The following is a 12,493-nucleotide window of genomic DNA, read 5'->3' as shown; positions in this document are numbered from 1 at the left end:
ACCGGTTCAACCGGCGCTTTTTTTTATTATAAATTAAAGACTAAAGATAATGTCCATTTGGAGGTATCAAAATCGAGTTCAGCAGCATCTACTTCATCGTACTGAGGATAAAAGTCGTAAACATCGGTTCTTTGCGTATTTTCATATGCAAAATCAAACTTTGCAAATCCAAAATTATAACCTGCTCCTACTGAAAAACCAGTTAAATTGTCAGAAGATATTGCATCCTTGTAAGGATTCTGTTTGTAATTATATCCTCCTCTTAGGCTCAAACGTTTAACCCTCCATTCTGCACCTGCTCTAACTTCTGATGTTCCTTGAAGATTGTTAGAAAAGAATTGATTTTCTGGTTGAAATTCATTTGAGGGTTCTAGTTTAATATTGCTATAGTTTCTATACGTATAGTCAACACTTATTAAACCGTTTTTTCCAAATATATATGCAAAACTCCCGGTATATTTACTCGGTGCTCTCATATCATAGCGGAAACCGTTTAAGAAACCGTTATTATCAAAAAATTCTTCAGTTAAATTATACCATACAGGAGATCTATAAGCTAAACCTAAACGTACATTGTCCGTTGGTTTTACGATAATACCTAATCCGAACGAAAATCCATAACCAAAAGTTGAAAGTTCTTCATTCAAATTTGATAGATATATTGGTAAAGGTTCACCTAAATCATTGTAATTATCTTCAACTAAATAAACACTTTGATAATGTCTTATATCATGTGATGTGAATGAAGCTCCCAAGTATAACTTATCTTTATATTGTGATGCAAAAGTGAAGGTGTATTTATTTGTTTGTCCACTGGTATAATTCTCATAATATTGACCATCCGTGTTTAAATACAAATTATCTTCATCCATATCTTCATTATATATAAATGTTGCATAATCACTGTTTCCTTGAGCAATCCAAAAATCATCAAAGTCATTAGATAAACTATAGTTAAACCCTATACCCATATTAGACCAATCAGAAATATTATTTTTAAATACGAATACAGTTCCTATTTGCGATAAATTGGTGTAATCATCTTCTATAGTTGTATTTGTGCCATAGTAATTGGAGTTAATAGATTGATTTCTAATATTCATAGAAATTCCAAATTCACTTTTTAAGAATACGGCAGTTCCTGCTGGATTTATTTCTATTGCACTTAAGTCTCCGCCCAAAGCTCCAAAGGCTCCACTCATTGCTCTAAAACGGGCAGTACCGTTGTCTTGCTCGTTGGTAAATAAAACTCCTAAGTCGTTATAGCCTAAAGATTGAGCGTTCAATGCGAGGACACATATTAGTGTCAAAAGTGTAAATAAATGTTTCATAGGGAATGTCTTTTAGTTTCTTCTTCTTGAGGTTGATGATGATGTGCTTCTAGACGAAGATCTGCTGCTACTTGAGCTATAAGAACTTCTATTACTTGAACTTCTACTAGATTTAGTATAGCTTTTACTAGAAGAATTTTTAGTACTTGAATTAGAATAACTGTTTCTATTATTAGAACTGTTTCTAGAGTAATTTGTTGTACTTTTTCTTGAAGATGTATTTCTTCTGTTAGATATATTTCCCGAGTTAGAATCAGATTTTCTCACATAGGTTACATACCTTCTTGAACCATTGTTAGAAGACTCACGCGTCGCACTAGTTGGTGGAGTTGTGGTATTAACCTGTCTTCTAACTCCACCTGAGCGTCTCATAGATCCCGAAGATCTAGAAGGTGAGTAGCTTCTTGATGGTGTGTAACTTCTACTAGGAGCAGATCTTGAAGGCGTATAGGTTCTTCTCGTACTATTACTTCTTGTGTTTTGAGTACTTGATCCTCTTGAATTTGTACTTCTCGTATTTCTAGTATTGTTTGTATTATTATACGTTCTTCTGCTGGTTGAAGTAGTAGAGCGAGTATTTCTTGTGTTATTTGTGGTGCCATATCTTCTTACAAAATCCGAATTGTTTACTGAACTCGTTCTTCTTCCAGAATTGGCATTATCATATCCTCTTCTTGTATTATATGCGGTTTGTCTTTTTCCATAACTATCGTAAGCACGATAATAATATGGTGGGTAACCTCCCCAATATGGTGGGTAACCTCCCCAATATGGTGGGTAACCTCCCCAATAAGGTGGGTAACTTCCCCAATAAGGTGGGTAACCTCCCCAATAAGGTGGGTAACCTCCCCAATAAGGTGGGTAACCTCCCCAATAAGGTGAATAGCCTCCCCAACCCCAGCCATAGCCATAGTATGGAGCTCCAAAACCAAAACCAACTCCAAAGCTAAAATTAACAGAAACATCGCTAGTAGTTTGTCCCCAAGGCTCATTACTTTCTACATAAATTACCTGTGTTATTGTATCATGAACTTCGCTCTCCTCAGGTGTATAGAAATAAGCGTCTACATCTGTTATTAATTCTCCATTTTCGGTTACACCAGTACGTTCTAATTCATCCATAAAGTAATTAGAATTAGATGGAGATTGCTCAACTATAACCACTTTAGTTTTGTAGCTACCATCGCTGTAAATTCCATCGTCATCATTATAGGCACTTTCGTAAGTTCCACAAGATGTGAAAATAAAGGCTCCAAGAGCTATTATTAGATAGGGGTGTAATTTTGTAATAAGAGGGCGAAAAAGTTTCATAATACATTAATTTTATTATGTCGAACTACTAAAAATAAGTAGTTTTGTCGAAATTTAAGTTATTATAATAAAGGTTACAACATTTGTGCCAAACTTTTAACTATGGGCAATAGATTAACATCGAGATCTGAGGATTATTCAAAATGGTATAACGAGTTGGTTGTAATGGCCGACTTAGCTGAAAATTCAGGAGTAAGAGGTTGTATGGTTATTAAACCATATGGCTATGCTATCTGGGAGAAAATGCAAGCAGAGTTGGATAGAATGTTTAAAGAAACAGGACATGAAAACGCATATTTTCCATTGTTTATTCCAAAGTCGTATTTTTCTAAAGAGGCAAGTCATGTAGATGGTTTTGCAAAGGAATGCGCTGTTGTAACGCATTACAGATTAAAGAATGATGATGACGGAAAAATTGTGGTTGATGAAAAAGCAAAACTAGAGGAAGAACTGATAGTTAGGCCAACTTCAGAAACTATAATTTGGGATACATATAGAAAGTGGATTGAGTCTTATAGAGATTTACCAATATTGGTAAATCAATGGGCAAATGTAGTTCGTTGGGAAATGCGAACTCGCTTGTTCCTTAGAACTGCAGAATTTTTATGGCAAGAAGGCCATACGGCACATGCAACAGAACAAGAAGCAATAGAAGAGTCTAAACAAATGCAAGGGGTATATGCTGATTTTGTAGAAAATTTTATGGCTGTACCTGTTATAAAAGGCAAGAAATCTGAAAGTGAGAGATTTGCTGGTGCATTAGAGACGTATACTATTGAAGCGCTTATGCAAGATGGTAAAGCATTGCAAGCAGGAACATCACATTTTTTAGGTCAGAACTTTGCAAAAGCGTTTGATGTTCAGTTTACATCTAAAGAAGGTAAGAGAGAACATGTTTGGGCAACTTCTTGGGGAGTGTCTACAAGGTTAATGGGTGCCTTAATAATGACTCATTCAGATGATAATGGTTTGGTATTACCTCCAAATTTAGCTCCAATACAGGTAGTTATTGTCCCTATTTACAGAAAGCAGGAGCAATTAGATGCGATTTCAGATAAAATTTCTGGATTGATTAAAGAATTAAGATCAAAAGGGGTGTCTGTTAAATTTGATAAGCGAGATACGCATAAACCGGGATGGAAATTTGCGGAGTATGAATTAAAGGGGGTGCCAATGCGAATTGCTATGGGACCAAGAGATCTTGAAAATGGAACAGTTGAGGTTGCAAGAAGAGATACATTAGAAAAAGAAATAGTATCTATTGATGGGATTGTAGAACATGTTACAACTACGTTAGAAGCTATTCAAGAAAATCTGTATAAAAAAGCTGTTGATTATAGAAACAACCATGTCACTAAGGTAGATACTTTTGAAGAGTTCAAAGAGGTGCTAGAAACTAAAGGTGGTTTTATTTCTGCACATTGGGATGGTACTGCTGCAACTGAAGATAAAATTAAAGATTTAACAAAAGCAACTATTAGGTGTATACCTAATGATGCTGAGGTAGAGGAGGGTACCTGTGTATTGTCAGGTGCTCCTTCTAAGATGCGCGTATTGTTTGCTAAAGCGTATTAGAAAAAAAGTAATTTTTTTTCAAAAATGTTTTGCAAACTCAAAATTAGTTGTACATTTGCATCCGCTAACGAGAAAGAAATTAATGGTCCGTTCGTCTAGGGGTTAGGACGCCAGGTTTTCATCCTGGTAACAGGGGTTCGATTCCCCTACGGACTACAAGTTAAAAATTGAGAATAATATTTAATTATGGCAAACCATAAGTCTGCATTAAAGAGAATTAGAAGTAACAGAGCGAAGCAGTTGAGAAACAAATATCAACACAAGACTACGCGTAATGCTGTTAGAGATTTGAGAGCTACTACTAATAAGAGTGAGGCTGAGGCTTTATTACCTAAAGTAAGTGCTATGTTAGACAAGTTGTCTAAGAACAATATTATTCACAAGAACAAAGCAGGAAACTTAAAATCTAAGTTAGCTAAGCACGTTGCTGCTTTATAAGAAGAAGTTTCCCAAAGATTTATAAACCGTTGCAATTTGCAGCGGTTTTTTTATGTCAAAAGTTTAAATATTATTCGATACTTCAGTCTTTAATTACCATTCAAAAGATCTATTTGCATCTAGTCTTATAAAAATAAATAGTAGTAGAGTAAAGCCCCATAAGGAAGATCCTCCATAACTAAAAAATGGAAGTGGAATACCAATTGTTGGTAATACACCTATCACCATTCCTATATTTATTGTGAAATGAAAAAAGAAAATGGTTGCAATACTATATCCATAAATTCTACTAAAATTGGATTTTTGTCGATGGCTTACAATTAATATTCGGAAAATAAATACTATGAATAATAATATTACAGCCACTGAGCCAATAAATCCCCACTCTTCTCCAACGGTTGTGTATATATAATCGGTATGTTGTTCTGGTACAAAATCTCCTTGAGTTCGATCTCCTTCTAGAAACCCTTTGCCTGTAAAACCTCCAGATGCAATTGATTTTATTGATTGGTCTGTATTGTAACCAATTTCTTTTGTATCGGTAGTTTTTCCTAATACAATATTGAAACGGTCTCTATGTCTTTGTTCAAATACATTGTTGAAAATAAATGGAATTAAGAATATATATCCAATTGTAATTAACGCAATTAATGTTATGGAAATCCAGTTACGTTTCAAATATACTTGTTTGTAAGAGGCGGCGTAAAGTATGAATAGAATGGCTATTATAACAACTGAAATTGCAGTTGTTGGTATTCCGTAAATGGAACCAAACATAAGAGTAAATAAGAACAATAAAACTGCAGTTATTCCAATTAGAAAATAATATGTTGGTAGTCCCTCTCTGTAGAATATGAAGAAGAAAGAAAGATAGACCAGAGCAGACCCAGGATCGGGTTGAAGTGTAATTAGCAAAGCTGGAAGCGTTATTAAGAAAATAGCCTTTACATGATTTTTAAACGGCTTAAATGTAAAAGCCTTATCACTTAAAAGTTTAGCAACTGCCAAGCATGTGAATGCTTTTGCAAACTCTGCGGGCTGAAGCGTAAATTGCCCAATAGCATACCAAGAAGTTGCGCCATTAATATTTTTGCCAAAAAGAAATAATCCTATTAATAATAATATTGCACCAATGTAGAATATTGATGCAAAACGTTCGTAGAATCGTGTTTCTATAAATAGTACAATTGTTATGATGGGTATAGAAAGTCCTATCCAAATAAGTTGTTTGCCATAGCGTGTGCTAAAATCTAAGATCTCTTGATTCGGACCCTCAACAGAGGCTGCATAAATATTTAACCAGCCAAGGCCAACTAAAATAGCATAAAGCGCAATTAGCCAAAAATCGACTCCTGAAAATATATTATTTTTTACTCTCTGCACGGTATTCTGGATCGTTTAACTGTCTGTAATATTCATCTTGCAAGCTACCCTCAAACATACGTCTTTCTATATATGGTCTTTTGGTTTCTCCGTTTAAGTATTTTTCAATCATAAGTGTCGCTATTGGCCCTGCCCAACGAGAGCCCCAATAACCATTTTCGACAAATACTGCAACAGCAATTTTTGGATTATCTTTTGGAGCAAATGCTACAAAAATTGAATGATCCGTCAGTTTAACTCGTTCACCATCTATTCTAGTGTAATTTTCTGCAGTCCCTGTTTTACCACAAATTTCAATACCTGGAACCCTTGATGAATATGCTGTTCCATTTGGGTGCTCAAACACGTCGAATAACCCTTCTACAACTGGTTCAAAATGTTCTCTATCTATGGTTGTTTTATGTCTTGTTGTATATTTTTTATCTACAGAGTTGCCATCTATTTTTTTAACAATGTGAGGGGTGTAATAATACCCTCTATTTGCGATGGCGGCGGTCATATTAGCTAATTGAATAGGGGTAGTTTCGACTTCTCCTTGTCCAATTGCATTAGACAAGGTATAGGTTGCTTGCCAACTAGTATTTGGATACCATATATTATAGAAATTTGAATCAGGAATCCTACCTTTTCTTCCGACAGGAAGGTCGTACCCTAAAAAATTGCCGAGGCCAAAACTTTTAGCATGTTTGCTCCAAACATCAGTTCCCACTTGAGCTGTAGGATATTTGTCTATGATGTTTCTATAGGTTTGTGCAAAGTATGCATTGCATGATGTATACAAGCCAAAATTTAAATCAACTGTACTCGCATGAGGATGGCAGCCCATAAAACTACCTTTTCCGTACCGGTATCCGTTATAGCATTTAACTATGGTTCTTTCGTCTATAACCCCCTCCTGAAGTCCAATAAGAGCTGTAATAATTTTAAATGGGGAACCTGGAGCATATTGTGCTTGAAGTCCTCTGTCGTACATTGGGCGGTTAATAGAATCTCCAAATAGTAATGTAGAATTCACCTGTCGCTTTCTACCAACCATATCATTTGGGTCGTATGTAGGTGCAGATACGAGTGCTAAAATTTCACCTGTCGAAGGCTCTAATGCTACTATGCCTCCCCGTTTATTAACCATTAAACTATCACCATATTGTTGAAGAACTGCATCTAAAGTTAGCGTGATATCTTTTCCAGGAATTGATAATGTATCGTAATCTCCATCCTTATAAGAGCCGATTTCTTTATTAAATTTATTTCGCTGAATGCGTTTTACACCTTTAACGCCTCGCAAGTAATTTTCATATGTTTTTTCAACACCTAAAAACCCTATAAGTTCACCTTGCTGATAGTAGCTATTTTCTCTTAATTTTCTCTGGTCAACTTCACTAATGTATCCAACAACATTTGCAGCTGTTTTTAAAGGATAATTTCTAATAGATCTTTTTTGCGCATAGAAACCTATGTATTTATGCATTTTTTCTTGTAAAACAGCGAAGTCTTCTTTTGAGACTTGAGGAATTAAAACTGAGGGTAGCCTTCTAGAGTATCGTTTTGCCCGATCTATTTTATTAAGAAAATATTCTTTGTCAATATTTAGTAATGAACAAAATTCTAAGGTATCTAAGTTTTTAACTTCATTAGGAATCACCATGATATCGTAAGACTGTTCATTGGATACCATAAGTTTGCCATTGCGATCGTATATATATCCTCTTTCGGGATAATCATATACTCGTTTTATTGAAGCGTTGTTCAGTGGAGCAATTTTGTAAGGGTTATCAAGAATTTGTAAATAAAACAAACGACCGATAAAAATGATTCCAACTGAGATTATTGAAAAGTATAAAACTAAATCTCTTTTCATTATTTTCTTGAAAATAAAACAATACTGAGTACTAAGATAAGCACAGTAAATATGGTACTTAAAATGGTGGTTGTTATAATTTTACTAAAATTAGAAAAACTAAAATACTCCAAACTGTACAGAATGAAATGATGTATAAATGTCATCACAAAAATATACGAAAGCATTTTGCTTATTGATAAATTTTTTAGTTTAAAAGATTGTAAATCGAAATCTGATTTATTTAAAATTTTATTTAATACTGGTATTCTTATATAAGCAATAAACAGAGTTGCAGCGGCATTAATACCCCCTGAATTCGAGAAAAAATCAATAGTTAGCCCCAATACAAAGCTTAAAATTAGAAAAAATCCACCTTCTTTTTTTAAGGGATAAATTAATACAAAAAGAATATAAATATAAGGATTGAGGTAATTAAATAAGTTTATGTTGTTCAACAATAAAACTTGTAATAATACCAGCATAAATAGTAATATGATATTTTGTAAGGAGCCGCTATTCATTTAATTCTTGCTCTAATGTTTCAATTTCTTTTTTAAAATTGTTTTTAATTACTTGAATGTTGTTAATGGTACTCATATCGTTAAATAGAGTCACATCTACTTTTTGAATTACTTGGTTGCTTCTTTCGATATTTTTAACTACTCCGATTAAGATACCTTCTGGGAAAATAGTAGATCGCCCACCAGTAGTAATGGTGTCACCAATTGCTACTTGTGTTTCTCTAGGTAAATCATTTAATTGTACCCTTCTATAATCTCTTCCATCCCACGATAAAGAACCATAAAAGTTATTCTTTTTAATTTTTGCATTAATTATTGCAGATTCATTTAAAACAGATATTACTGTAGCAAAATTATTAGAGACGCTTTTTGTTATTCCAACAATTCCTTTACTATTAACAACTGCCATTTCAGGAGCAATACTATCGCGTTTTCCTTTACTAATAGTAAGATAATTGTTACGTTTTGTATAACTATTATTGTAGACTTTGGCAGGAATATAAAAGTATCCTTTTTTATAAAAAGTACTGTCAGTTTTAAAATTAGATTGAGCAATACTATTTTTTAAAAAAGCATTTTCTTGAGCTAATCGTTTGTTTTCCTTTTTAAGGCTGAAAAATTCGTTTATAGCATGAACCTGTTTGTATAAGCCGCCTGTAATATTGTTCGCAGAATTTACAAATTTACTTTTATGGTAAGAATGGCTTTGAATTGTAAAAAATAAAGCGATAAATTCAAGCAATAGGAATAACAAAAAGTAACGGTACTTTTTAATAAATCTAAATATCTGCTGCATGCTCGAGTATAAAGTAAATTAGCGCATCAATACTGTTTTGTATTTTTCAAGACTCTTTAGAGTAATTCCAGTGCCTCTTACAACAGCTCTTAACGGATCTTCAGCAACATAAACAGGTAAATCGGTTTTACGAGATAAGCGTTTATCTAGACCTCTAAGCATAGAGCCGCCACCAGCTAAATAAATACCTGTATTGTAAATATCAGCAGCTAATTCTGGTGGAGTTTGAGATAAGGTTTCCATTACAGCATCTTCAATTCTTAAAATAGATTTATCAAGGGCTTTAGAAATCTCTCTAAAAGAAACTTTTGCTTGTTTAGGCTTACCACTTAATAAGTCCCTACCTTGTACTTCCATATCTTCTGGAGGTGTTTCTAGATCTTCTGTGGCAGCTCCTATTTTAATTTTAATATTTTCTGAAGTTCGCTCTCCAATATGGAGGTTATGTTGCGTGCGCATGTAATATGCAATATCATTAGTAAATACATCACCAGCAACTTTTACAGATTTATCACAAACAATACCGCCCAAAGCAATTACTGCTATTTCTGTTGTACCTCCACCTATATCAATAATCATATTTCCTTTAGGCTGTGTAATATCTAATCCAATACCAATAGCTGCTGCCATAGGTTCATGAATCAAATAAATTTCCTTTGCATTCATGTGCTCTGCTGAATCACGTACAGCACGTTTTTCAACTTCTGTAATCCCTGAAGGAATACAAATTACCATGCGAAGCGCAGGAGTCCAGAATTTCTTTTTAATCGAAGGAATGTTTTTGATAAACTCCTTAATCATTTGTTCAGAAGCCTCAAAATCGGCAATTACTCCATCTTTAAGAGGTCTAATTGTTTTGATATTGCCATGGGTTTTACCTTGCATTAAGTTGGCTTCTTTTCCTACAGCAATAATTTTTCCTGTAGTTATATCTCTGGCAACTATTGATGGTTGATCTACAATCACCTTACCATCGTGTATTATAAGTGTATTTGCAGTTCCTAAGTCAATAGCAATGTCTTCGGTCATGAAGTCAAAAAAACCCATATCTAATAATGTCTTTTGAGGTTAATTTACAAATTTAATAAAATATCACTCCAATATACAGCCAATATTGCCAAAAATGCAAAAGTTTTTTAGCTAATTTTAAGTTGATATTTGATTGTCGAAACACACTGACAATTATAATATTTTCAGAGAATCAAAATTTATTTTCTAGTAGGAATATTAATGCTTGAAATGACGTGTTCCCGTCATTACCATAGACATATTATTTTCGTTGCAATAATCAATTGATAATTGATCTTTAATCGAACCCCCTGGTTGTATTACAGAGGTAATTCCGGCATTTTTTGCAATCTCTACACAATCCGGAAATGGAAAGAAAGCATCACTAGCCATCACTGCATCGTTTAATTCAAAATTAAAATGTTGCGCTTTTGCAATTGCTTGATTTAATGCATCAACTCTGCTGGTTTGTCCTGTTCCACTTGCTAATAATTGTTTGTTTTTAGCTAAAACTATAGTATTCGATTTTGTGTGCTTACAAATTTTAGAAGCAAATAATAAATCTGCAATATCGTCTTTAGAAGGGGTAGAATTAGTAACTGTTTTTAAGTCTTCTGCAGCATCTGTTTTGCTATCGATATCTTGAAATAAAACACCGTTCAATGCTGTTCTATATTGCGTGTTTGGCAATGCGATTTCTTTTTGAATAAGAATTATTCTGTTCTTTTTGCCTTTTAAAATTTCTAAGGCCTCAGCATCATAACTAGGTGCAATAACTACTTCGCAGAAAAGCTTATGAATTTCTTCTGCTGTTGCAACATCAATTGCAGTGTTAGAAATTAAAATACCGCCAAATGCAGAAACAGGATCACCAGCCAAGGCATCTACATAGGCTTGATGGATAGTTTCTCTTTGGGCTAAACCACAAGCATTGTTGTGCTTTAAAATGGCAAAAGTTGGAGCCTCTCCTTTGAATTCTTTCATCAAATTAACCGCAGCATCAACATCTAATAAATTGTTGTAAGAGAGTTCTTTACCATGCAATTTGTCAAAAAGCTCATCAAGATTTCCAAAGAAGAATCCTTTTTGATGGGGATTCTCACCGTAACGCAAAGTACTTGATACATCAAAACTTTGTCTAAATACTATTTCTTCAGCATTTAAATAGTTAAAAATTGCTGTGTCGTAATGACTAGAAACACCAAAAGCCTTTGCTGCAAATCTTTTGCGATCTTCTATTGAGGTAGCTCCCTGATTTTCAGAAATGATATTTAAAAACTCATCATACTGATCCATTGAAGAAACACAAATAACATCTTTAAAGTTTTTAGCTGCTCCTCTAATTAGAGAAATACCTCCAATATCAATTTTTTCAATAATATCTTGTTCAGAAGCACCACTTGCAACTGTTTTTTCAAAAGGATATAAATCTACAATTACAATATCTATTTCAGGTATTTCGTATTGTTCAATTTGTTGAACATCTCCTTCATTGTCTCTTCTTGTTAAAATTCCACCAAAAACTTTTGGGTGCAAAGTTTTTACTCGTCCACCTAATATAGATGGGTAAGAAGTAAGGTCTTCTACAGGTACAACGTTAATACCTAAATCTTTAATAAATTTTTCTGTTCCTCCAGTAGAGTAAATGGTAACTCCTAATTCGTCAAGTTTCTGAACTATAGGGCCTAATCCATCTTTGTGAAATACTGAAATTAGTGCAGATTTTGCTTTTTTGTGTGTGCTCATGTTGTGTTGAAAATTTGCAAACAAATGTAGAAAATCAACAGAGGTTCTACAACCTATATTACAACTAAATAACTGTTAATTTTTAAACAATTTTAGCAACTTGTTCACAAACGTATTCTAATAGAACTTCGTCTTCTTTTACAAAAGGATTTTTGCTATGTGAGTCTATATCAATTTGACCAATATTCTCACCATTTTTAAACATCGGAATTACAATCTCAGATTTCACTTTCCAACCACAAGAAATATAATTGTCTTGCTCACTTACATCCTGCACAACAAAATTCTCATTACTAACAGCTACTTGCCCGCAAATACCTTTACCAAAAGGAATAATGGTATGTTCAGTTGGTTCTCCTGCAAATTGAGCCAATTTTAATTCCTCCTTATCTCCGTTTTTAAAATAAAAACCAACCCAGTCATAGTACGAAATTTCACCTTTTAAAAAGTCACAAATACCTTGTAAGGCTTCACTTGTGTTAGTTGCTTTTGAAATTATTGAATCAATATTGTTTTTTAAAATTGCTATTTCCATAGTTTGTTT

At 33.7% G+C, this 12,493-nt stretch carries 11 protein-coding genes and 1 tRNA gene; 3 read left to right on the top strand and 9 right to left on the bottom strand.

Annotated features, from left to right (window positions below; all coding sequences use genetic code 11):
- Nucleotides 1-26: 26 nt before the first annotated feature.
- Both ACYQ5R_RS02285 and ACYQ5R_RS02280 read right to left on the bottom strand, forming a co-directional pair.
- The gene (locus tag ACYQ5R_RS02285) at nucleotides 27-1,331 is read right to left on the bottom strand and encodes an OmpP1/FadL family transporter (RefSeq protein WP_460189285.1); all 1,305 of its coding nucleotides are present in this window, start codon (nucleotides 1,329-1,331) and stop codon (nucleotides 27-29) included.
- A gap of 12 nt (nucleotides 1,332-1,343) precedes the next feature.
- Nucleotides 1,344-2,642, bottom strand: a complete 1,299-nt coding sequence (locus ACYQ5R_RS02280) for a hypothetical protein (protein ID WP_460189284.1) — start codon at nucleotides 2,640-2,642, stop codon at nucleotides 1,344-1,346.
- Nucleotides 2,643-2,744: 102 nt separating this feature from the next.
- Between ACYQ5R_RS02280 and proS the strand changes: the two genes are divergently transcribed.
- The 3 genes from proS (at nucleotide 2,745) to rpsT (ending at nucleotide 4,655) form a co-directional block, all read left to right on the top strand.
- Nucleotides 2,745-4,217, top strand: a complete 1,473-nt coding sequence (gene proS / locus ACYQ5R_RS02275; RefSeq protein ID WP_460189283.1) for a proline--tRNA ligase — start codon at nucleotides 2,745-2,747, stop codon at nucleotides 4,215-4,217.
- 84 nt (nucleotides 4,218-4,301) lie between these two features.
- A tRNA-Glu gene (locus tag ACYQ5R_RS02270) sits at nucleotides 4,302-4,373 on the top strand.
- Between the two features lie 30 nt (nucleotides 4,374-4,403).
- Nucleotides 4,404-4,655 (top strand): 30S ribosomal protein S20, encoded by a 252-nt coding sequence (gene rpsT, locus ACYQ5R_RS02265; protein WP_460189282.1) that lies wholly within the window; start codon nucleotides 4,404-4,406, stop codon nucleotides 4,653-4,655.
- A gap of 93 nt (nucleotides 4,656-4,748) precedes the next feature.
- Here the strand turns inward: rpsT and rodA are convergent, their stop codons facing one another.
- The 7 genes from rodA to ACYQ5R_RS02230 form a co-directional block, all read right to left on the bottom strand.
- Complete coding sequence (gene rodA / locus ACYQ5R_RS02260; protein WP_460189281.1) at nucleotides 4,749-6,038, bottom strand: rod shape-determining protein RodA; 1,290 nt, start codon at nucleotides 6,036-6,038, stop codon at nucleotides 4,749-4,751.
- A complete protein-coding gene (gene mrdA / locus ACYQ5R_RS02255) occupies nucleotides 6,019-7,896 on the bottom strand; it encodes a penicillin-binding protein 2 (protein ID WP_460189280.1) in 1,878 nt (625 codons plus the stop codon). Before mrdA ends, rodA begins: the two co-directional genes overlap by 20 nt.
- The gene (mreD, locus tag ACYQ5R_RS02250; RefSeq protein ID WP_460189279.1) at nucleotides 7,896-8,360 is read right to left on the bottom strand and encodes a rod shape-determining protein MreD; all 465 of its coding nucleotides are present in this window, start codon (nucleotides 8,358-8,360) and stop codon (nucleotides 7,896-7,898) included. Before mreD ends, mrdA begins: the two co-directional genes overlap by 1 nt.
- Before the next feature lie 31 nt (nucleotides 8,361-8,391).
- Nucleotides 8,392-9,195: a rod shape-determining protein MreC gene (mreC, locus tag ACYQ5R_RS02245; RefSeq protein ID WP_460189278.1), complete on the bottom strand. Its 804-nt coding sequence runs from the start codon at nucleotides 9,193-9,195 to the stop codon at nucleotides 8,392-8,394.
- 18 nt (nucleotides 9,196-9,213) lie between these two features.
- Complete coding sequence (locus tag ACYQ5R_RS02240) at nucleotides 9,214-10,242, bottom strand: rod shape-determining protein (RefSeq protein WP_460189277.1); 1,029 nt, start codon at nucleotides 10,240-10,242, stop codon at nucleotides 9,214-9,216.
- Between the two features lie 180 nt (nucleotides 10,243-10,422).
- On the bottom strand, nucleotides 10,423-11,949 hold the full coding sequence (gene purH / locus ACYQ5R_RS02235) for a bifunctional phosphoribosylaminoimidazolecarboxamide formyltransferase/IMP cyclohydrolase (protein WP_460189276.1): 1,527 nt from the start codon (nucleotides 11,947-11,949) through the stop codon (nucleotides 10,423-10,425).
- 82 nt (nucleotides 11,950-12,031) lie between these two features.
- The gene (locus ACYQ5R_RS02230) at nucleotides 12,032-12,484 is read right to left on the bottom strand and encodes a GAF domain-containing protein (protein WP_460189275.1); all 453 of its coding nucleotides are present in this window, start codon (nucleotides 12,482-12,484) and stop codon (nucleotides 12,032-12,034) included.
- Between the last annotated feature and the right edge of the window lie 9 nt (nucleotides 12,485-12,493).

The sequence above is a fragment of the Urechidicola sp. KH5 genome, assembly GCF_054661455.1.
Note: the sequence above shows the minus strand (reverse complement) of the source record. Positions and strands in the feature narration are given on the sequence as shown.